This window comes from Rhodococcus sp. G6(2025) (assembly GCF_058628105.1).
This window is the reverse complement of record NZ_CP179750.1, coordinates 6,664,910-6,686,578: the sequence shown is the minus strand read 5'-3', so window position 1 is coordinate 6,686,578 and position 21,669 is coordinate 6,664,910. Positions and strand designations below refer to the sequence as shown.

The 21,669-nt window shown below is 69.0% G+C and carries 17 protein-coding genes; 14 read left to right on the top strand and 3 right to left on the bottom strand.

Annotation, left to right across the window (positions count from 1 at the left end; translation table 11 throughout):
- Positions 1 to 4: 4 nt before the first annotated feature.
- Both ACLIVD_RS30930 and ACLIVD_RS30925 read right to left on the bottom strand, forming a co-directional pair.
- Positions 5 to 811 (bottom strand): sugar phosphate isomerase/epimerase family protein, encoded by an 807-nt coding sequence (locus tag ACLIVD_RS30930; protein ID WP_491931171.1) that lies wholly within the window; start codon positions 809 to 811, stop codon positions 5 to 7.
- A 1-nt stretch (position 812) separates the two neighbouring features.
- Positions 813 to 1,970, bottom strand: coding sequence for a dihydrodipicolinate synthase family protein (locus ACLIVD_RS30925; RefSeq protein ID WP_491931170.1), 1,158 nt, complete (start codon positions 1,968 to 1,970; stop codon positions 813 to 815).
- 118 nt (positions 1,971 to 2,088) lie between these two features.
- Between ACLIVD_RS30925 and ACLIVD_RS30920 the strand changes: the two genes are divergently transcribed.
- The 14 genes from ACLIVD_RS30920 to ACLIVD_RS30855 all read left to right on the top strand — a co-directional run bounded on the left by ACLIVD_RS30920 (position 2,089) and on the right by ACLIVD_RS30855 (position 18,154).
- Complete coding sequence (locus tag ACLIVD_RS30920) at positions 2,089 to 3,651, top strand: CoA-transferase (protein WP_491931169.1); 1,563 nt, start codon at positions 2,089 to 2,091, stop codon at positions 3,649 to 3,651.
- A gap of 10 nt (positions 3,652 to 3,661) precedes the next feature.
- Positions 3,662 to 4,831, top strand: coding sequence for an acyl-CoA dehydrogenase family protein (locus ACLIVD_RS30915; protein WP_418339692.1), 1,170 nt, complete (start codon positions 3,662 to 3,664; stop codon positions 4,829 to 4,831).
- Entirely contained in the window at positions 4,828 to 5,586 is a 759-nt protein-coding gene (locus ACLIVD_RS30910; RefSeq protein ID WP_418339691.1) for an SDR family NAD(P)-dependent oxidoreductase, read from the top strand. Before ACLIVD_RS30915 ends, ACLIVD_RS30910 begins: the two co-directional genes overlap by 4 nt.
- Entirely contained in the window at positions 5,583 to 6,410 is an 828-nt protein-coding gene (locus ACLIVD_RS30905) for an aldo/keto reductase (protein WP_418339690.1), read from the top strand. The genes ACLIVD_RS30910 and ACLIVD_RS30905 overlap by 4 nt, the downstream gene beginning before the upstream one ends.
- The gene (locus tag ACLIVD_RS30900; protein WP_280780474.1) at positions 6,397 to 7,521 is read left to right on the top strand and encodes a glycerate kinase family protein; all 1,125 of its coding nucleotides are present in this window, start codon (positions 6,397 to 6,399) and stop codon (positions 7,519 to 7,521) included. Before ACLIVD_RS30905 ends, ACLIVD_RS30900 begins: the two co-directional genes overlap by 14 nt.
- A 120-nt stretch (positions 7,522 to 7,641) precedes the next feature.
- On the top strand, positions 7,642 to 8,751 hold the full coding sequence (locus tag ACLIVD_RS30895; protein WP_378551864.1) for a sugar ABC transporter substrate-binding protein: 1,110 nt from the start codon (positions 7,642 to 7,644) through the stop codon (positions 8,749 to 8,751).
- 47 nt (positions 8,752 to 8,798) lie between these two features.
- Positions 8,799 to 9,830 carry an ABC transporter permease gene (locus tag ACLIVD_RS30890; protein WP_491931168.1) on the top strand — a complete coding sequence of 344 codons (1,032 nt, stop codon included), beginning with the start codon at positions 8,799 to 8,801 and terminating at the stop codon, positions 9,828 to 9,830.
- Complete coding sequence (locus ACLIVD_RS30885; protein WP_280780471.1) at positions 9,827 to 11,344, top strand: sugar ABC transporter ATP-binding protein; 1,518 nt, start codon at positions 9,827 to 9,829, stop codon at positions 11,342 to 11,344. Before ACLIVD_RS30890 ends, ACLIVD_RS30885 begins: the two co-directional genes overlap by 4 nt.
- A gap of 44 nt (positions 11,345 to 11,388) precedes the next feature.
- Complete coding sequence (locus tag ACLIVD_RS30880) at positions 11,389 to 12,366, top strand: ABC transporter permease (RefSeq protein ID WP_280780470.1); 978 nt, start codon at positions 11,389 to 11,391, stop codon at positions 12,364 to 12,366.
- A 34-nt stretch (positions 12,367 to 12,400) separates the two neighbouring features.
- Positions 12,401 to 13,519, top strand: a complete 1,119-nt coding sequence (locus ACLIVD_RS30875; protein WP_491931167.1) for a Zn-dependent alcohol dehydrogenase — start codon at positions 12,401 to 12,403, stop codon at positions 13,517 to 13,519.
- Between the two features lie 16 nt (positions 13,520 to 13,535).
- Positions 13,536 to 15,047, top strand: coding sequence for an aldehyde dehydrogenase family protein (locus tag ACLIVD_RS30870; protein WP_491931166.1), 1,512 nt, complete (start codon positions 13,536 to 13,538; stop codon positions 15,045 to 15,047).
- The gene (locus ACLIVD_RS30865; RefSeq protein WP_491931165.1) at positions 15,044 to 16,645 is read left to right on the top strand and encodes a GMC family oxidoreductase; all 1,602 of its coding nucleotides are present in this window, start codon (positions 15,044 to 15,046) and stop codon (positions 16,643 to 16,645) included. Before ACLIVD_RS30870 ends, ACLIVD_RS30865 begins: the two co-directional genes overlap by 4 nt.
- Positions 16,646 to 16,649: 4 nt before the next feature.
- Complete coding sequence (locus ACLIVD_RS30860) at positions 16,650 to 17,141, top strand: hypothetical protein (RefSeq protein WP_061045354.1); 492 nt, start codon at positions 16,650 to 16,652, stop codon at positions 17,139 to 17,141.
- The gene (locus ACLIVD_RS30855; RefSeq protein WP_491931164.1) at positions 17,138 to 18,154 is read left to right on the top strand and encodes an aldo/keto reductase; all 1,017 of its coding nucleotides are present in this window, start codon (positions 17,138 to 17,140) and stop codon (positions 18,152 to 18,154) included. Before ACLIVD_RS30860 ends, ACLIVD_RS30855 begins: the two co-directional genes overlap by 4 nt.
- Before the next feature lie 7 nt (positions 18,155 to 18,161).
- On the opposite strand, the gene ACLIVD_RS30850 is transcribed toward ACLIVD_RS30855, so the two are convergent.
- The gene (locus ACLIVD_RS30850) at positions 18,162 to 21,659 is read right to left on the bottom strand and encodes a protein kinase domain-containing protein (protein WP_491931163.1); all 3,498 of its coding nucleotides are present in this window, start codon (positions 21,657 to 21,659) and stop codon (positions 18,162 to 18,164) included.
- Between the last annotated feature and the right edge of the window lie 10 nt (positions 21,660 to 21,669).

Genomic DNA, 21,669 nt, shown 5'->3' with positions numbered 1-21,669 from the left:
GGTTTCAGACAGCGGCGAGGCCGTTCGCCGCGGCGTGGACCGCCTCCTTCGGGTCCTCGGCCCACCAGCGGTCGCTGAGGATCTCGACCTCCACGAGCCCGGAGTAGCCGCCGGCGTTCCGGCAGTCGGCGACGAATCCGGTCATGTCGATGCACCCTTCGCCGGGCATGCCGCGGCTGCTGAGTTCGCCGTGGATCGGGGTGACCCAATCGGCCAATTGCACCGAGAACAGGCGTTCGCCTGCCCTTGTGATCTGCTGCGGCAGCGCCGCGTCCCACCACACGTGATACGAGTCGAGCGCGATCCCGACGATGTCGGATCCGATCGCCTCGACCAGGTCGTTGGCCTCGCCGAGTGAGGTGATCACCGACCGGCTGGACGCCATCATCGGGTGCATCGGCTCGACCGCGAGCCGCACCCCCGCCTGGCGGGCGTACGGCTCGAGTTCGGCGATGCCGTCGTGGACCTGCCGCCGCGCGCCGGCCAGGTCGCCGTGAGCGGCGCCGCAGACCAGCACGAGGCAGTCGGCGCCGAGGGCATGGGCCTGATCGACCGCCACCCGGTTGTCGTCCATGGCTTCTCGCCGCAGCCGGGCGGTCGGTTGCGGGAACATCCCGCCCCGGCAGACGCTGGTGACGCGCAACCCCGACCGCCGGAGCCGGGCCGACGCGGCCACCAGGTCCACGCCGTCGAGGACGTCCCGCCACAGGCCGACGCCGCCGAATCCCCACTGCGCGGCGAGGTCGGCGACCTCGGTGAGGCCGGCACCCTTGACGGTGACGGAGTTGAGACTGCACTGCGCGAGGTCCATGTCAGCGGATTCCGTGCACGGCGAAGTACGCCGAGGCCCGTGCGGCGGTGAAGTCGGGATCGGTGAACAGGCCGATCGCGTCGGCCGCGCGGATCAGTTCGGCCAGATGGGTGAGGCTGCGGCCGGTTTCGAAGCCGCCGATCATCCGGAAGTGGTCCTGCTTGCCGTTCAGGTACGCCAACCACGCGACGCCGACCTTGTAGTACTGCGTCGGGGCGGCGAACAGCAACCGGCTCAGGGTTTCGGTGGGGCCCAGGATGTTCCGGAACCCCTGCTCGTCGCCGTCGTCCAGCCGGGCGAACGCGGCGGAGGCGAACGGGCCGAGCGCGGCGAACGCACCCAGCAGGGCGTCGCTGGTGTGGGTGCCGTCGCCGGCGATCAGGTCGACGTAGTTGTAGTCGTCGCCGGTGAACACCCGAACGTCGTCGGGCATCCGGTTGCGCAGGGCGATCTCGAGCGCGGGGTCGAGCAGGGAGACCTTGATGCCGCGTACGCGCTCGTGATGTGTGGTGATGATCTGCAGGACGGTGTCCATCGCGGCAACCGGCTCCGAGAAGCCCCAGTACCCGTCGAGGGCGGGGTCGAACACCGAGCCCAGCCAATGGAGGACGACCGGGCGGGTGGCCGCCGACAGCACCGCGTCGTACACGGCGAGGTAGTCGTCGGGGCCGGTGGCGGCGCGGGCGAGGTGCCGACTCGCCATCAGCACCACCTCGCCGCCGGCGGACTCGATCGCCTCGACCTGCTCGAGGTAGGCGTCGCGGATCTCGTCGAGCGTGGGGGTGTCGGTCTTCAGTTGATCGGTGGCCACGCCCACGACCACCTTCCCGCCGACCGCATTCGCGTCGGTGAGCGTGCGGACGGCGAGTTCCCGGGCACCGGCCCAGTCGAGCCCCATGCCGCGCTGGGCGGTGTCCATCGACTCGGCCACCCCGAGCCCCAGCGACCACAGGTCGCGGCGCAGTTGCAGGGTGGCGTCCCAGTCGATCTGATCCGCGGCATTCTCCGCGGACGCCCGTAGCGGATCGGCCACCACGTGCGAGGCCGCGTACACCGCCCTGCTGCTCGGCGGCGTGGACCGGGTGTCCAGCCGGGCGGGTGCGTTCAACGCGAGAGTCGTGGGCGAACCGTGGCGATCGGGCAGCAGGATCGAAGCCATGAAATCTCCTGTAATCGTTTTCTTGATGTTGTGCAGCTCACAATATACTGTGTCAATCACCGAGGTCCATAGCGTTAATGGGCCGATTGGCAGAATGTAAGCATTTACAGGAGCGGATATGACACAGCCTGGAACGGGTGCCGCCTCGAGGCGCTGGACACTGACCACCGCGACACGAGCCGTGAGCGACATCGCGCCAGGAGCGACCATCGCCCTCACCGGTTCGGGCGGCGGGATCCTCGAACCGGACACCGTCCTGAAGGCACTGGAGGAGTGCTTCCTCGCGACCGGATCGCCGAGGGAACTCACGATCGTGCACGCCCTCGGCATCGGCGACCGGGTGAGCCGCGGAACCAACCACCTCGCGCACAAGGGCATGGTCAAGCGGGTCATCGGCGGGCACTGGACGTGGTCGCCGACCATGATCGACCTCGTTCGCAACGACGAGATCGAGGCGTACGCGTGGCCCGGCGGCGCGATCAGTCAGCTGCTGCGGGAGATCGGTGCGCGCCGGCCGGGCCTCATCACCGCGACCGGTCTCGACACCTTCGTCGACCCACGGCACGGCGGGGGCAAGTTCACGCCGTCCGCCACCGAGGACCTCGTCGAACTCCTGACTCTGGACGGCCGCGAGTACCTGCGCTACAAGCCGTTTCCCGTCGACGTGGCCATCGTCCGCGGCGATTCCATCGACCCGTCCGGGAACGTCACGTGCTCGGGCGAGGCGGCCCAGCTCGACGCGCTGGCCGTCGCTCAGGCGGCGAAGGCGAGCGGCGGCCGGGTCATCGTGCAGGTGAAGAACCTGCTGGACCGGCCGATCGATCCGCGGCTCGTGCACATCCCGGCGGTCCTGGTGGACGACGTCGTCCACGCGCCGACCCAATGGCAGACGTACGCGGGCGAATTCGACCCGGAACTCTCCGGCGACGCGGCGAACTCCGGTTTCGGTGCCACGAACCACGACCCGATCCGCATGCTGATCGCCCGGCGGGCCGCCGCCGAGGTCCGGGACGGTGACGTCCTGAACGTCGGTTTCGGGGTGTCCGCGCTGGTCGTGGACGCGCTCGCCGAACAGGATCGGCTGGACGACATCACCCTGGCCATCGAGCAGGGGCTGATCGACGGCATCCCCGTCTCCGGCGATCTGTTCGGGGCCGCGCGAGGACCGAAGGTCGTGCATTCGTCGACCACCCAGTTCGACTTGTTCTCGGGCGGAATGCTCGACGTCAGCTGCCTCGGCATGGCCGAGGTCGACTCCACCGGCGCCGTCAACGTCAGCAAGATCGGCGGCGGAATCGTCGGACCGGGCGGGTTCATCGACATCTCCCAGAACTCGCCGCGCGCCGTGTTCTGCGGAACGTTCACCGCCCGCGGCCTGGACGTCGAGATCGTCGGAGGAGAACTGGTGATCCGGCACGAAGGCTCGGTGCCGAAGTTCGTCGACCGTGTCGATCAGGTCACCTACTCCGGTGCTCTCGCCGTCCGCGAGGGACGTGAGGCGGTCTATGTCACCGAACGCGCCATCTTCGCCCTCACCCGGGACGGCCTCGAACTCGTCGAGATCGCACCCGGCATCGACATCGATCGGGACATTCTGCCGCACATGGGATTCCGTCCGATCATCACGAACCCACGCCTGATGGACGCGGGGTTGTTCGCCCCCGTCGCCGTACACATCTGAGGAGAACTACATGTCAACCGGAAACAGCGTCATTCCCTCGTCGGTGCTCGGCGCCGACGAACGCAAGCTCGTCGGCGAGTTCGTCGACGAACGGATCCGTCCGGTCGCCACCGAACTGGACGAGACCGAACGATTCCCCGAAGAGATCTACCGGGAGATGGGCAAGATCGGGCTCTTCGGCATCACCGTGCCCGAGAAGTTCGGTGGCTTCGGCGGCACCGCCCTCGACTACCTGTTCGTCATGGAGTCCCTGTCCTACGGGTACGCGTCGGTGGCCGACCAGTGCGGCCTCGTCGAGATCCTCGGCAGCCTGCTCGGCAACTACGGCACACCCGAGCAGCAGGAGCAGTACCTGCGCCCGATGCTCTCCGCCGAGAAGCGCTGCGCCTACGCGCTCACCGAGCCGGGATCCGGATCCGACCTCGGATCGATCACCACACGGGCGGTGCGGGACGGCGACGGCTGGGTGCTCACCGGTGAGAAGATCTACATCCACAACGCCCCCGTCGCGGACTTCGCGGTCGTCCTCGCCGTCACCGACCCCGAACTGGGGAAGCGCGGCGGCATCTCCGTCTTCCTGGTGGACGTCGACCAGCCCGGCGTCAGCCGGGCCTACCACGAACACAAGATGGGCCAGCGGGCCTCGCAGGTCGGCGGGCTGGTGTTCGACTCCGTCCCACTGTCGGCCGACGCCCTCCTCGGCGAGGAAGGCAAGGCGTTCGGTTACATGATGAAGGTGCTGGCCAAGGGCCGTCTCGGCATCTCGGGCCTGAGCCTCGGCATCAGCCGCGCCGCGCTGGACGCCGCCACCCGGCAGTCCCTCGACCGCAGCCAGTTCGGCAAGCCGATCTCCGCCAACCAGGGCATCTCCTTCTCCCTCGCCACCGTCGCCACCGAACTGCGGGCCGGCACCGCGCTGTCGGTCGAGGCGGCGCGGGCGCTCGACACGGGCGCGGCGGACGCCGAGACGCTCTGCTCGATGGCCAAGCTCTACGCGTCCGAGGGATGCGTGCGCCACGCCGACGCCGCCGTGCAGGTGTTCGGCGGCAACGGCTTCATCCGCGGATACGAGGTCGAGCGCCTCTACCGCGACGCCCGCATCACGAAGATCTACGAAGGCACCAGCGAAATGCAGCGGCTCATCATCAGCCGGGCAGTACTGAAGGGAGCCGCGGCATGAGCAGCGTTGCACAACCCACCAACTCGGTCGATCTGTCGGGGAAGACCGCCATCGTGACCGGTGCGGCAGGCGGCATCGGTTCGGCGATCGCCCGCGCCCTCGCCCGCAGCGGAGCACTCGTGGTCGCGGCGGACGCCGACCCGAAGGTCACCGACGTCGCCGCGGAGTTCGGCGGGCACGGCCTCTGCGGCGACCTCACCGACCCCGAGTTCGGTGCGCGCGCCGTCGACCTCGCCCAGCAGCTGTCGGGGCGCCTCGACATCCTGATCAACGCGGCCGGGATCCAGTTGCGGACTACGGCGATCGACGTGGACGAGGACGGGTGGGAACGCCTCCTCGACGTCAACCTGTCGGCGGCCTACCGGCTGACGAGGCAGGCGGCAAAGTCGCTCGTCGACGCCCGCGGCAGCATCGTGAACATCGCGTCGCTGTCCGCGGATCGCGCTGTCCCCGGCATCGTTCCCTACGGTGCGACGAAGGCCGCACTGACGCAGCTCGGCAAGGGACTGGCCGTGGAACTCGGCCCCCACGGCGTGCGCGTCAACACCGTGTCGCCGGGCTACATCGAAACCCCGATGACAGCGGACGTGCTGGGGCAGGAAGGCTTCCGCGCCCAGAAGCTGAGCCGTATCCCGTTGCAACGGTTCGCCGACGGCGACGACGTCGCGGACGTCGTGCTGTTCCTGGTCTCCGATGCCGCGCGGTACGTCACCGGGGTGGTCCTGCCCGTCGACGGCGGGTACTCGATCACATGACGAGCCTGGCGACCGTTCCCTCGGTCACGTTGAACAACGACATCACGATGCCCGCGCTCGGGTTCGGCCTCTTCACGATCCCCGACGAGGACATGGGTTCCACGGTGTCGCACGCGCTGTCCGCCGGCTACCGCGCGTTCGACACGGCCCCGATGTACGGCAACGAGGCCTCTCTCGGCGCGGCGCTGGCCCGGGCTGACGTCGATCGGGACGAGATCTTCGTGACCACCAAGATCTCCAACGAGGACCAGGGTTACCAGCGGACACTGGACGCGTTCGAGGCGAGTGCGGCGAAACTCGGCCGCATCGACCTGTGCCTGATCCACTGGCCGGCACCGAGCCGCGGACAGTACCTGGAGACGTGGCGGGCACTCGAAAAGCTGTACTACGACGGACGGGTGCGGGCGATCGGCGTGTCGAACTTCCAGTCCGAACAGCTCGAGCGGCTCGCGGAGATCGCGACGATCACCCCGGCGGTCAATCAGATCGAACTGCACCCGCTGCTCACGCAGTCCGCGCTGACGGATCTGCACCGGTCGATGGGCGTCCGCACCCAGGCGTGGGCGCCGCTGGCGAGGGGGCACCTGAACGACCACGCACTCCTGGCGGCGCTCGCCGCCCGGCACCGTGTGTCGGTCGCGCAGATCGTGCTCCGCTGGCATTTGCAGATCGGGACGATTCCACTGCCCAAATCTTTTGCGGTGCACAGGATTCGGCAGAACGTGAATGTGTTCGACTTCCGGCTGTCCGCCGCGGAGATGGACGCGATTTCCGCTCTGAATCGCGATCAGCGCACGGGACCCCACCCCGATGACGTCGACTGACGCCGGCTCGATGCGGGTGGCGGTCGCCCCGGATTCGTTCAAGGGCTCACTGACCGCGACGGAGGTGGCGGCGGCTCTGGCAGCCGGCTGGTCGACGGTCCGGCCGAACGACGAGCTGGTCCTGCTCCCGCAGGCGGACGGCGGCGAAGGCACGGTGGACGCCGTCGCGTCCTGCCACGACACCGGCGTGTGGCGTGAGGTGCCGGGGGTTCGAGGCCCCGACGGACGTCCGGCGACCGGACGCTGGCTGCTGCTCCGGGACGGCACGGCGGTGGTCGAGCTGGCCCAGATGAGTGGGCTGCCGCTGATGGACTCGCCGGATCCAGGGGGAGCGTCGACGACCGGTCTGGGACAGGTGATCGCCGCCGCACTGGCGGACGGCGCGAAGGCACTGCTGGTCGGACTCGGCGGTTCCGCGTCCACCGACGGCGGTGCGGGCGCCCTGCGGGCGCTCGGCGCGAAGCTCCTGGACCGCGACGGCCGCGAGATCCCCGACGGGGGCGACGGCCTGGCCGCTCTCGACTCGATCGACGTTGGCTCGCTGATCGAGCCCCCACCCGGCGGCGTCGAACTGCTGACGGACACGACGGCCGTCCTGTGCGGCCCACAGGGGGCGGCGCACGTCTTCGGGCCGCAGAAGGGTGCCGACCCCGCGGAGCGCGACCGCCTCGATCGCGCGCTCGCGACGTTCGCCGCCTGCCTCGGCGCACGACTGCCGTGCAGTCCCGACGAACCCGGCGCGGGAGCGGCGGGAGGCACTGGATTCGGACTGTCGGCCTGGGGCGGCCGGCTGGTGCCGGGCGCCGCCCGCATCGCGGACCTCACCGGGCTGAGCGCCGAGTTCGGCCGCGCCGACGTCGTGGTCACCGGTGAAGGTCAATTCGATGCGACGTCGCTATCCGGCAAACTCGTCGGTTCCGTGCTGGAACGGTGCGCGGAGACCGCGACCCGATCGGTGGTCGTCGCAGGCCGCCTCGCGGCGGCGCCACCCGGCATCGGGATCTCACTGTCCGACCTGGCGGGGAGCTCCGAATCGGCACTCGCCGCACCCGCGATGTGGTGCCGGGTGGCCGGAGCGGTCGCCGCCGCCCGGCTCACCAGCATTTTGTAACCGATTTCTCACCTGTCCGGTCGATCCGGATGACTCTTGACCACACCATGCAGCGCTTGACTTGTGACGCCGATCACGGTAAGAAAGCGTTTACATTCTTTTTCAGGAAGTGGACGAACGATGACACGGACGCAACGATCAATCAGGGCGGCAGCCCGGGCCGTCGGCGTTGCCGCGGCAGTCTCCGTCATGGCGAGCTCCGCCATCGCCTGCTCGACGGGATCGGAACAGATCGAGCGGGACGGGGCTGCCGTCGACCGGGGCGACATGGTGATGGTCTCCGAGGTCCGGTCGCTGACCAACCCGTACGAGGCCGCGTGGGTGCAGGGCAGCCGCGCGTACGCCGAATCGCTGGGGATCGAACTGAAGGTGATCGTCTACGGCGGCGACTCGCAGAACGCGCTGTCGCAGTTGCAGTCGGTGCTCGCGGCAGGCAAGACCGTCCTGCTCAACATCAACCCGAACACGAGCGCCGACACCCCCGCGATCGTGCGCGCCGTGCAGAACAGTGGTGGCTGCGCGGTCACCCAGTGGAGCAAGCCCGCGGACCTCCACCCCTGGGACGTCGGGAACGGATGGGCGTCCTACGTCGCCTACGACGGCGTCCAACAGGGGGCCGACACGGGCAAAGCCCTCGTCGATTCGCTCGGCGGCACCGGCGGCGTGATCGCGCTGCAGGGTTTGCTCGCCAACGAGATCAGCCAGACCCGGTTCCAGGGGTTCCAGCAGGCCATGGACGGACAGTCCGGGGTCACCCTGCTCGACGACCAGCCTGCCGACTTCGACCGCAACAAGGCCTACACCACCACGCAGACCCTCCTCAACAAGTACGGCGACCAGGTGAACGGCATTTGGGCCGCAACGGATTCCATGGCACTGGGCGCCCTCCAGGCGGTCCGCGAGGCGGGCCGCGCGGGTGAGATCAAGATCGCCAGCGCCGCCGACGCCACCCCGGAAGGCCTGGACGCCATCGCCAACGGGGAACTGGTCTCCACCTACACGACCGACCCCTACTTCAACGGGGCGATGGGACTCGCCATCTGCTACCAGGCCATGGCCGGTGCACTCGACGTCGAGTCGCTGCCCCGGGAGAACCGCGAGTTCTTCGTCGACCAGTCGCTGATCACCGCGGCCAACGTCGACCAGTTCCTCGCAGTGCCGAGTGACGAGGAGATCGTGCGGTCCGTGCAGGATCCGTTCTCCCGCATCACCGGCCCGGTGGCCCGATAACCCCCGCTCACGATTCACGAACCACACAATCTTCCGAAGGAGTGACGATGTCGACGACTGAAGTGACCGGGGAGGTGACGACCCCCGCAGAACCCGTTGCGCCCGTGCGCAGCACACGACCACGCGTGCGCCGGTTGCTCTCCACCGCCGGCCCGCTCGCCGCCCTGCTGGGACTGTGCGCCGTCTTCGCCGCGCTGGCTCCCGGCTTCGCGACGGCGAGCAACGCGATGGCGATCGTGGAGCAGGCCGCGATTCCCGTAGTCCTCGCGATGGGCGCCACGCTAGTGGTCCTGGTGGGCGGCGTGGACCTGTCGATCGAGGGCGTGATGGCGGCCAGCGGGCTGACGTTCGTCCTGCTCGCGGCGAACAGCGTCAACGGCAACGACCTGGGACTCCTCGCGGTCCTCCTGGCGCTGGCGGTCGGACTGCTCTTCGGAGTGGTCAACGGCGTGCTGCACGTCGTCGTCCGGGTGCCGTCCTTCCTCGTCACACTGGGTACCTGGTTCGTCGGGCTCGGTGTCGCCACCGTGCTCTTCGGCACCGCCACCCCACAGCTCGCCGACACGGCGCTCGCGGCCTGGGCCGGCGGCCACTGGCTCGGGCTTCCCGTCGTCGTGGTGTTCGCGCTCGCCGCCGTGGCGGTGACAGTGCTGCTGTGCAAGGGAACCCGGCTCGGCATGCACACCTACGCGATCGGCGGCGACGAGGCGACCAGCCGCCTGGCGGGCGTCCCGGTCGGGCGCACCAAGATCATCCTGTTCGCCGTGGCCGGACTGCTGTCCGGGCTCGGCGGCGTGCTGGCCACCATCCGGCTCGGCGTCGGCGACGTGAGCGTCGGATCGGGAAGCCTCTTCCTCACCCTGTCCGCGGTGGTCGTCGGCGGCACCCTCCTGAGCGGCGGTCGCGGCGGACCCCTGCATTCCCTGGTGGGTGTGCTGCTCCTCGTGGTCCTCGGCAACGGACTTCTCCTGTCGGGCGCCAGCCCGTACATCCAGCAGGGCGCGCAGGGTCTCATCATCGTGGTCGCGGTGATCGCCACCGGGTGGCCCGCCCGCAGTCGATTGAGGGTCGTGAAATGACATCTCTCCTGGAACTCCGCAATGTCACGAAGAAATTCGGACCCAACACCGTCCTCGACGACGTGAGCCTGTCCATCGCTCCGAACGAGGTCGTGGGACTGATCGGCGAGAACGGCGCTGGAAAGTCGACGCTGCTCAAGATCCTCGCGGGAGTCCACCGCCAGGACGGCGGCCGGATGGTGCTGGGCGGGCGCGACGTGAGCTTCGGAAGCCCGGCCGACGCCGCCGACCACGGGATCGGGGTGGTGCATCAGGAGCAGTCGCTGCTGCCGAACCTCACCGTCGGCCAGAACCTGATCCTCGGACACGAGGGCGACACCGCCCGCGCCGGGTTCCTCCACCGGCGCCGGATCCGGGCCCGCGCCCAGGAAATGTTGTCGGTGGTGGAGTCGACGGTCGATCCGGGCGCGCTCACCGAGACGCTCGGCTTCGCCCAGCGCCAGATGGTGGAGGTCGCGCGCGCCGTCGGCGGCAGGCAGGTGGAACACCCGCCGCTGCTCATCCTCGACGAGCCGACGTCGGTGCTCGAACCCGAGGACGTCGAGGTGCTCCATCGCCGGGTCACCGCCCTCAAGGAACGCGGTTCCGTCATCTTCGTCTCCCACCGTCTCGACGAGGTTCTCCGCTTCTCCGACCGCGTGTACGTACTGCGCGACGGCAAGGTGGTCGGTGAGCGGATCGCCTCGGCGGCAACAGAATCCGAGCTGTACCAGCTGATGATCGGCAAGGGTGCGGCCGAGGAGATCTACTCGTCGGAGCGCAAGCAGGCCGTCTCCCGGACGGGCACGTCGACTCTGTCGGTCCGCAACCTCACGTGCGGCGGCAAGGCCAAGGACGTGTCGCTGGACGTCCACGCCGGCGAGATCGTGTCGGTGGTGGGCGTGGTCGACTCCGGACGCGAGGAGGTGGCCCGCGCCGTCTTCGGCGCCGTCCCCATCGACTCCGGAACCGTCGAGATCGACGGACAGCGGTCGGCCCCCGGATCACCCGCGGACGCCGTGCGGTCCGGTGTCGCATACGTTCCCGCCGAGCGTCGCGTCGAAGGCATGATCGCGGGCGCGACCGTCGCGCAGAACATCGCGACGGTGCATCCGGTGAAGGCCGGCGGTGGCCGGATCTCCTCGGGTGCCCGGGTGGAGGAGACTGCCCGCGGCTGGATCGAGAAACTCGGCATCCGGCCCGCGGACCCCGACGCCGACATTGCGCGACTGTCGGGCGGCAACCAGCAGAAGGCCGTGGTGGCCAAGTGGATCCTGGGCGACGGCCTGAAGGTACTGGTTCTCGACCACCCCACCCGCGGCCTCGACATCGGCGCGAAAGAAGACCTCTACGCCGTCTTCCGGGACCTCTCCGACAGGGGAGTGGCGATTCTGGTGCTCGCCGACACCCTGGACGAGGCGATCGGCCTCGGCCACCGCGTGATCGTGATGCGGGACGGCGAGATCACCGGCGCGTTCGACTCGCCGCCCGGAAACCCGCCCAGCAAACTCCAACTCCTCGAGAAGATGATGTGATCGCCGTGGCAACAAGAACTTCCATCGAGAGGACTTCCGCCGAGATGCGCGCACCCGAGGGTGCGGCGCAGGCGGTGACCCGGACGACGCGGGACCGGTTGCGGCTGGCAGGCCCGTCGGTCGTGCTGGTCGCGCTCGTTCTGCTCGTCGCTCTCGCCGAACCGAACTTCCTGTCGATGAACGCCCTCGCGGTGGTCTCGGCGCAGGCGGTCCCGATTCTGCTGCTCGGGCTGGGCCAGATGTTCGTCATCCTCACCGGCGGCATCGACCTGTCGGTGGCGGCGCTGGCGTCGCTCGCCACGGTGATCCTGGCGACGGTGATCGGCTCCCTCGGACCGCTCGCCGTCGTCGTCACCCTCGTGGCGCTCACTCTGATCGGTGCGCTGACCGGTCTGCTTATCGTGTTCGGGCAGGTCCCGTCGTTCGTCGTCTCGCTCGGGGCGCTGGGGTTCTGGGGTGCGGTCGCGCTCGTGGCATCCGGGTCGACCACCATCTACATCAGCGAAGGCTACGACGCGATCTTCTGGCTCAGTTCATGGACGATGCTCGGTCTCCCCATGGCGGTGTGGGCCGGTGTGGCGGCGGTGGCCGCGGTATTCTGCGCGATGCGGTTCTCGCCGCGGGGCAACGTCTTTCACCTCGTCGGACTGGGGGAGAAGGCCGCGATGATGAGCGGCGTCCGAACCCGGGTCGTCCGGATCGGAGCATTCGCCCTGTCCGGATTCTTCGCGGGCGCAGCGGGTGTCGTATTGTCGGCCCAGCAGCAGAGCGCCGCACCGCAACTCGCGGATTCGCTGCTCCTACCTGCCATCGCGGCCGTGCTGGTCGGCGGCTGTGCCATCACCGGTGGAATCGGCGGAGCTTGGCGGGTGCTCGTCGGCGCCCTGGTGGTCACCGTTCTCCGGGTCGGCGGCTCGGTGGCCGGCATCGACCCCAGTTTCCAGCAGATCGTGTACGGCGCGGTCGTCATCGTCGCGGTCGCCGTGACCCTCGACCGCAGCCGGCTCTCGATCATCAAGTAAGACTCTGTGTCAGTGTGAGATTCGAAGGAGAACGATGAGTACGACGGCACGCGGTGCGGTGATTTCCGAAGTGGGCGGCAAGTGGGAGGTCGACGACCTCGTCCTCGCGGAGCCCGGTCCCGGCGAGGTGCGGATCAAGGTGATGGCGTCCGGACTGTGTCACTCCGACGATCACCTCGTCACCGGTGACATCCCCAATACGCTGCCGCTGGTCGGCGGACACGAGGGTGCCGGTGTGATCGACGCGGTCGGGCCCGATGTCACCCGGCTCGCCGTCGGCGATCACGTCGCCACCGCCTACCTCCCGGCCTGCGGAACTTGCGCCTGGTGCGCGCAGGGGATGCAATATATCTGCGACACGGGGGCCGGTATGGAGGCTGGTTTCATGCTCGACGGGACGGCGCGGTTCGCCACGCAGTCAGGGCGGCCGATCGGCGCCATGCAGCGCCTCGGCACGTTCGCGAACTACCTCGTCACCTCGCAGGCCCAGGCCGTAAAGATCGACGACGACATCCCGTTCGACGTGGCCTGCCTCGTCTCGTGCGGGGTCGCCACTGGGTGGGGTTCCGCCGTGAACGGTGCGGGTGTCCGTCCCCGGGACACGACGCTGGTCGTCGGGGTCGGCGGTGTGGGGATCAACGCGGTGCAGGGCGCTCACCATGCGGGTGCCGCGTACGTCGTCGCGGTCGACCCGGTCGCGTTCAAACGCGAACGAGCACTCGAACTCGGTGCCACCCACGCGTACGCGTCGATCGACGAGGCCATGCCGTTCGTCCGCTCGGTCACCAACGGGCAGGGCGCCGACAGCGCCGTCGTCACCGTCGGCGTGGTGGACGGACAACTGATCGCCGACGCGTTCGGCGCCGTCCGCAAGGAGGGGACCGTCGCCGTCGTGTCGATCGGCCAGAACGGACCCGGGATCCCGATCAGCCCGCTCGAACTGGTGGTCTACGCCAAGCATCTGCGCGGAGTCCTGTTCGGCAACTGCAACCCCACCCGGGACATCCCGGCCCTGCTGGACTACTACAAGTCGGGACGACTGAAGCTGGACGAACTGATCACCCGGCGCTACAGCCTGGACCAGGTCAACGACGCATACGTGGACATGCACGCGGGGCTCAACCTGCGTGGTGTCCTGATCCACGAACACTGACGAGGAACTGCCAAAGATGTCGACAGTCGAAGAAACACAGATCCGCAGCTACGGACACTTCATCGGCGGGCGCAGCGTGCCCCCGTCGGAGAACATCATCGAACGGGTCAGCCCGGCCGACGGCCGCGTCGTCGCCACGTTCACCGCGGGCACCCGCGCCGACGCGGCCCTGGCCGTCGCGGTCGCGCGGGGAGCCTTCGACGACGGCGAGTGGCCGCACTGGACCGCGATGGAACGCGGCCGGGCGCTGCTGCGCTGCGCGGGGCTGATACGCGAACACGAGGAACGACTCGCCCGGATCGACGCGGAGGAGTCGGGCAAACCGATCACTCTGGCCCGCGGCGACGTCGGGGCGAGCATCGAGTTGTTCGAGTACGCCGCGGCGCTGGCCATGACGATGCACGGTGAGGCGCACACGGCGCTCGGCGACGACTGCACCGCCATGGTGGTCCGGGAGCCCGCCGGCGTGGTCGGCATGATCATCCCGTGGAACTTCCCGCTGCTCCTGCTCGCACAGAAGTTGCCGTTCGCGCTCGGCGCGGGCTGCACGGCGGTGGTGAAGCCGTCCGAGTTCACGTCCGGCACCGCCGTCGAGCTGGCCCGGTTGCTCACCGAGGCCGGGGTTCCCGACGGAGTGGTGAACGTGGTGACGGGCGCGGGGGCCGAGGTCGGTGCCCCGCTCGCGGAGAGCAGCTTGGTCGACATCCTGTCGTTCACCGGGAGCACCGCCACCGGCAAGCGCATCGTGGAGGCCTCGGCGGGCAGCGTCAAGCGACTGTCGATGGAACTGGGCGGCAAGGCCGCCAGCGTCGTGTTCGACGACGCCGACCTCGACGACGCACTCGACGGCGTCCTCTTCGGGGTGTTCTTCAACCAGGGTGAGTGCTGCGTGTCGGGTGCCCGGCTCCTGGTCCAGGACTCGATCGCGGACGCGTTCCTCGCCCGTCTCGTCGACGCCGCCGGGCGCATCACGGTGGGCGGACCGCTCGACGACGCGAGCGAACTGGGACCGATGATCGACGCCGGCCACCTCGAGAAGGTGCTCGGGCACATCGACGCGGCGCGGCGGGACGGCGCGACCGTCCTGACCGGCGGTGACCGGCTGGGCGGCGAGACCTGGGGGAGCGGGCATTTCGTCGCTCCCACGATCCTCGACGGCGTGGCCGAGGAGTCCGCCGCCTTCCAGGAGGAGATCTTCGGTCCCGTGCTCACCGTCACCCGGTTCAGCGACGTCGACCACGCCATCCGGCTCGCCAACGCCACGGAATACGGACTCGCCGGGTCGATCTGGACCAAGAACATCGACAAGGCGCTGCGGGTGGCGAAGGAGATGCGCAGCGGCCGCGTGTGGGTGAACACCACCATCGACGGCGCCCCGCAGCTGCCTGCCGGCGGCATGAAGCAGAGCGGGTTCGGCCGCGAGATGGGGCAGGCCGGCTTCGACGAGTTCACCGACGTCAAGACCATTCAGATCCGCACCGGACCGCGCAAGCGTGTGTTCCCGAACTGGACCGGAGGCAACCGATGAGTGCCACCTACGACTACGTCATCGCGGGCGGCGGCACCGCGGGCTGCGTGCTGGCCGGACGGTTGACCGAGGATCCGACGGTCCGGGTTCTCCTGCTCGAGGCCGGCGGCAACGACCGGCATCCGTTCATCCACGTGCCCGCAGGATTCGCGAAACTCACCGCGAGCAAGTACGACTGGGGCTTCTCGAGCGTCCCCCAGAAACACTGCAACGACCGGGTCATCCCCCTCGCCCAGGGCAAGGTCATCGGCGGTGGCGGCTCGATCAACGCCCAGGTGTTCACCCGCGGCGCGCACGAGGACTACGACGAGTGGGCACTGAAATACGGCTGCGCGGGATGGTCGTTCGAGGAGATCCAGAAGTACTTCCTCCGGTCCGAGGACAACGAACGACTGTCGGCGCCGTACCACGGCACCGACGGGCCGCTCGGCGTCTCCGATCCCGTCAATCCTCAACCGCTGTCGAAGTCGTTCGTCCAGGCGGGTCAGGAGTTCGGGCTGCCGTTCAACGGCGACTTCAACGGTGAGCACCAGTACGGTGTCGGCCTCTATCAGACGACCACGAAGAACGCCCGCCGGTGCAGCGCCGCGGTCGCGTACCTCGCACCCGCCAGGAAGCGGCCCAACCTGACGGTGCGGGAGAACGTCGCTGTGTCGCGGGTTCTGCTCGACGGCGGACGCGCCACCGGGATCGAGGTGCTGACCCCGCACGGTGTGGAGACGTTCCGCGCGTCCCGCGAGGTGCTGGTTGCGGCGGGCGCGTTCGGATCACCCAAGATCCTGCAACTGTCGGGGATCGGTCATCCCGACGACCTTCGCGACGCGAATGTCGAGGTGGCCCATGCCCTTCCCGGTGTCGGCCGGAACCTGCACGACCACTGCGATCTCGACGTCATCTACGAACTCCGTGAATACCAGAGCCTCGACCGACTGAACCTGATGCGTCCGGCCACGGCGAAGGCGGGACTCGAGTACGCGGCCTTCCGGCGGGGCCCGTTGGCGTCGACCGTCGTCGAGGCCGGTGGGTTCAGTTTCGGGCACGCGGGGGAGTCGATTCCGGATCTGCAGTTCCACTTCCTGCCCGCCGCCGGCGTCGAGGCCGGTGTCGCCGCGGTCCGTCCCGGCTACGGCTGCACCCTGAACTCGTACTCACTGCGGCCGGAGAGCCGCGGCTCGGTGAAGATCAGGTCGAACGATCCCACCGCCCAGCCGCTGATCGACCCGAACTTCCTCGCCACCGACTTCGACCTGGAGTCGAGCATCGAGGGGCTCCGGCAGAGCCGCGAGATCATGGCGCAGTCGTCGATGGCGCGGCACATCAAGGCGGAACATCTGGCCGGTGGTCTGTCGGTGAACACGAAGGACGACTACGTGAAGTTCGTTCGCGCGTACGGCCGCACCTCGTACCACCCGGTCGGCACGTGCGCGATGGGTGTCGGCGACGACGCCGTGGTCTCACCGGAATTGAAGGTGATGGGCATCGAGGGTCTGCGTGTGGTCGACTCGTCCGTCATGCCGCGCATCGTCAGTTCCAACACCCAGGCACCCACGGTGATGATCGCCGAGAAGGCAATCGATCTGATCCGTGGGGAAGGATGACCGGATGACCAATTTTTCCGGACTGACCGAGGACGTGGCTCGGGAGGCCGTCGAGCTGGCTCGGCCGTCGATCGAGAACCTCTCCCACGGATCTCCGGGGCATCTCGTCGTGCTCCGGCCGGGCGTCGCCCCCACCGCCGACGCGGAGTTGCCCGTCGTCTTCCGCTGTAGCTGGGGTGAGAAGAAGGACTGGGCCGGGCCGTACGACGCGATTGCCGAGTCGAAAGCGCGGATCAGCTGGACCACCGGCCTGCCGTCGCACGCCGTTCAGCAGCTGCATCCCTACCTGTACCAGCACGGTTGGACCAAGTGGGGTGGCAGCGCGGTGGGCGAGGGCGGGCTGGTCGTGGCGTACAGCGGCGACAAGTGGTTCCACGACCAGTTCTATTCGGAGTTGGTCGTTGCGGCGATCAAGGTCGTGTGCCTTCGCGAGATGGACTCCGTGATGCGCGACCCGAGCACCCTGTTCCTCGGCAACGGAAGCGAGAATCCATGAAGGTGAACGACACTCGGACGTTCGGGCGCGCAGGGTTCGACGTGACCCTGCTCGGCTACGGCGGTGCGCCCATCGGCAACATCTTCCGGCCGGTCCCCGAGGCGGAGGCGCAGGCGCAGATCGCCGAGGCGTGGGACATGGGGGTGCGTTCGTTCGACACCGCACCCATGTACGGGCACGGGCTGTCCGAGCACCGAGTGGGCCATGCACTGCTGACGAGGGACCGCGACGACTACGTGTTGTCCACGAAGGTGGGGCGCACGTTGACGCCCGCGCGCCGTGGGTCGTTCGACACCGGAATCTGGGTGGACACCCCGCCGTTCCGGGCCGACTTCGACTACTCGTACGACGCGGTCCTGCGGCAGGTGGAGGACAGCCTGCAGCGCATGTGCCAGGACAGATTCGACATCCTCTACGTGCACGACGTCGACCGGTACACGCACGGCGACGCCCAGCCCGCGCGGTTCGCGGAAGCGCTCGAGGGTGCGTTCCCCGCGCTGATCCGGTTACGGGAGGAGGGCGTGGTCCGGGCGATCGGCGTCGGGGTTAACGAGGCCGACGTCTGCGTCGACGCCCTCGAACGCGTCGATCTCGACTGCATCCTCCTCGCGGGGAGATACACACTGCTCGAGCAGGATCCGGTGAAGGACCTGCTGCCGCTCGCGGTGGAGCGCGACGTCGCGGTCGTCCTCGGCGGTGTGTTCAATTCGGGCATCCTGGCCACCGGCGCGGTGCCCGGCGCCAAGTTCAACTACCAGCCCGCATCCGAAGCGGTGCTGAGCCGGGTGCGCGACATCGAGACGTTCTGCGAGCGTCATCGGGTTCCGTTGGCGGCCGCTTCGATTCAGTTCGCGGCCGCGCATCCCGCGGTGCGGGAACTTCTGCTGGGCGCACGGAACTGCGAGCAGCTGCGCCAGAACGCGGCCTGGCTCGAACACCCGATCCCGGCCGAATTCTGGGATGACCTGCGCGCCGCGGGACTGATCCTGGAGGAGGCGCCCACGCCGTCCTGACCGTGGATCACATCGTGTACGGAGCCGTCGCGTTCTGTAGCTCCTCGAGAAAGTCGGAGGGCACCGTCGCCCAGTCCGGCCGCCACTCTCCGGCCAGCTGATCGGCCCGCAGATCTGCGACCAGCGCGACGACGAAGGGTCCGCCGTCGGGAAGCACGCGGTGGAGTCCACGTGCCGCGCAGATCGAGGCGATGGAGGCGAGGGCCTGCTTCGCCTCCTCGTCGCGGCCCGCGGCGGCGAGGCACGCCACCCGGAGGCGCTCGGCCAGCAGGTAGGCGCGGTTGCGGCCGGTGCCGGCCAGCCGATCGGTCCACTCCTGAGCCCAGGTGCACGCCAGCTCGATGTTCTCGCGCGCCCCGGTGGCGAGCAACATCCGGATCGCGGTGGTCTCCTCGACCTGCGCGACGATCTCGTCGATGCCCGACACCGGGCGCCGCCGGTCGTCGTGCCGGATTGGGTCCGGCGCCCCCAGTGAGGGATGCGGGGTGATGCCGAGCCGCCGGCGTTCGTTCTCGATGCGGGCCCGCAGGCGGGCGAGGGAGTAGGTCTGGGCCACCTCGAGTCCGGCGTGCAGGCGTGTCGTCGCCTCCTCACGGTCACCCCGGAGCGCCTTGACGTGAGCGCCGGTGACGAAGCGGGCGACCTTGAAGTCCACCCCACCGGTCTCGACGGCGAGGGTGTAACCGTCGTCGAGGAGACGTTCGGCTTCTTCGACGTCCCCGCGTTCGTAGAGCACCTCACCGAGCAGCGACCCCGCGAGCCGGGCGGACGGCGCTCGCGGCCCGCCCAGTTTCCGTCCGGCTCGGCGGGCCCGCCGGAAACGGTCGACGGCGTCGTCGACGTCGAGCTGCTCGTAGGATGCGACACCCAGATAGCTCTGACCGTGAACAACGTTGTGCGGTCCGGTGTTCCGCTCGTAGTAGGGCCGGGCCACCTCCTGGATCCTGCGCACCTCCGCGAAGTCGAAGCGGTACACGGCGGCGAACGTCGTGACGTTGAAAGCGGCGCACACCACCCACGGGGACATGGCCTCCGGCCGCGCCAGGCAGTCGGCGGCGAGTTCGTCGATCCGGTCGCTGCGGTCGTTGCGCAGTTCGGCCACCGCACGGACGACGCCCGCCTCCGCCCGCAGATCCGCCGTGTCGCTCGCGCTCGCGCCGCTGTGTTCGAGTGCCCATTCGGCTCGCTCGAGCGCGCGTTCGGCGGCCATGGTCCGGTTCGCCATCGCGTGCGCCCACGCCGTCGTGACCTGCAGCCGGGCGCTCGCGGCGACGAGAGCCGGTGGCAGCTTGTCGACCACCGCCGACAACGTCGCCGCCTGCGACTGCTCGAGCAGTGTCAGTCCGTCGGCCTCGACGAGTTCCACGGCGCGTTGCTCTTCGCCGCCGGCGATGGCGTGGTCGACGGCCTCGCGGAGCAGGCTGTGGTCGCAGAACCAGCGGGACGCGATGCGGTGCAGTTCCCGGACGCGGTCGGGTTGGTCGCGTTCGAGCCGGCGGCGCAGGAACTCCGCGAACAGGGTGTGGTAGCGGAACCACGTCCGCTCGTCGTCGATGTGGCGCAGGAACAGGTCCCGGTCCTCGGCGGCCTCGAGCATCGCCTGCCCACGGGCGGTGTGCGCGAGGGCGCCGGCGAGGCTGCCGCACGTGCGCTCGGTGATCGAGGTGGCCAGCAGGAAGTCGAGCATCTCGGGTTCGAGGGTGTCGAGGACGTTCTCGGCGAGAAATTCGCCGATCGCGTGGTGACGGCCGGACAGTCCGGCGATCAGCTCGGAGGGGTCCGCTCGCCCGCGCAGTGACAGCGACGCCAGTTGGAGAGCCGCCACCCATCCGTCGGTGGAGTCGCGGAGCTCGGTGACGTCCTCACTGTCGAGGGGCAGGCCACCGAGGTCGACGAGGAACGATCGGGCTTCGGAATCGTCGAAACGCAGTTCGGAGTAGTCGATTTCGACGAGTTCGTCCTTGACGCGCATGCGGCTCATCGGCAGCCCGGCCCTGGTTCGGCTCGTCACCACGACCTGCAGGTGGTGGCAGCCGTTGTCGAGGAGGAACTCCAGGGCGGCGATCGTCGCGGGCTCGGACACGCGCTGCCAGTCGTCGATGATCAGGGCGATCCGTTCGCCGCTCTCGTGGATCTGGTTGACGAGCGAGGTGAGCACGTAGCGTTCGGCCTCGTCGTCGTGCTCCTCGAGGACCTGGCCGAGTTCCTTGGCCAGGTTGGGACGCACGCGGCGGATCGCCTCGATGAGGTGCGCGACGAACCAGACCACGTTGTCGTCGTCGTTGTCGACGGTGAGCCACGCGACGGCCACCCCCTCGTCGGCGAGGACGTTCCGCCACTGGGCGGCCAGAGTGCTCTTGCCGAATCCGGTGGGGCCGTGGATCACGGTCAGCAGGCGCCGGCGTCCGGCCCGCAGCAGGTCGATCAGCCGGTTCCGCTCGACGAGCTGACGGGTCGCGGCGGGGGGCCGGAACCGGGTGGCCGGCGCGGGCGGTGGCGTCGACGCGTAGCGCGCCCGTCCCGTCGTGGACGTCCGGAACGGACCGGAGATGGTCGAGACCGCCCCGGGCGAGGAATCCTCGACGTGGTGCACCCCGGCGTCGACGGGCATCGCCATCTCGTCCACGGCCAGCCCGTGGTGGCGTTCGACCTCCCGCAGTTCGTCCCCGAATGCGGCGGCGGACGCGGGGCGATCCTCCGGTTTACCGGACATCGCCCGCTGGATCACGGCGCTGAGGTCCTCGGGGAAACCCTCGGTCCGCAGGTCCGGGACGGGTTGGGTGGTGATGCGCAGGAACTGCGCGATCACCTCCTCGCCGTTGTGCCGTTCGAAGGCCGCGTGCCCGGTGATCGCGCTGAACAGGGTCGCACCGAGGCTGTACACGTCGGAGGCGGCGGTCGGGGTCCGCCCGGACAGCACCTCGGGTGCGGTAAATGCGGGGGAGCCGGTGACGGTGCCCGCAGTCGTCTCGAACGCCCCCGACATCCGCGCGATCCCGAAATCGGTGAGCTGCGGTTCGCCGTACTCCGTCAGCAGGATGTTTCCCGGTTTGACGTCCCGGTGCAGGATGCCCACCCGGTGCGCGGTTTCGAGCGCACCGGCAAGTTTCACCCCGACCCGCAGGGCGTCGCTCCAGGGGATGGGCCCGCGCCTGCGGATCTGCGCGTCCAGCGAATCGTGGGGATGGAACTGCATCACGATGTACGGCCGGCCGGTGTCGGTCGTCCCGACCTGCATGATGTTGACGATGTGCGGGTGGCCGCTCAGCCGGCCCATGGCGCGCTGCTCCCGCAGGAACCGTTCGAGGTTCTCGGCATCGAGTGCCGCGGTGAGGACCTTGACCGCCACGGTTCGATCGAGTTCCGGTTGGGCACACCGATAGACCACCCCGAACCCACCGTGCCCGATCTCCCTGGCGTCCTCGAGACCGACCGCGGACAGCTCGGTTGCGAGTGTTTTCGACACCGACTCACGCTGGGTGGCGAGCGGGTCAAAATCGGTCATTCCACCACCT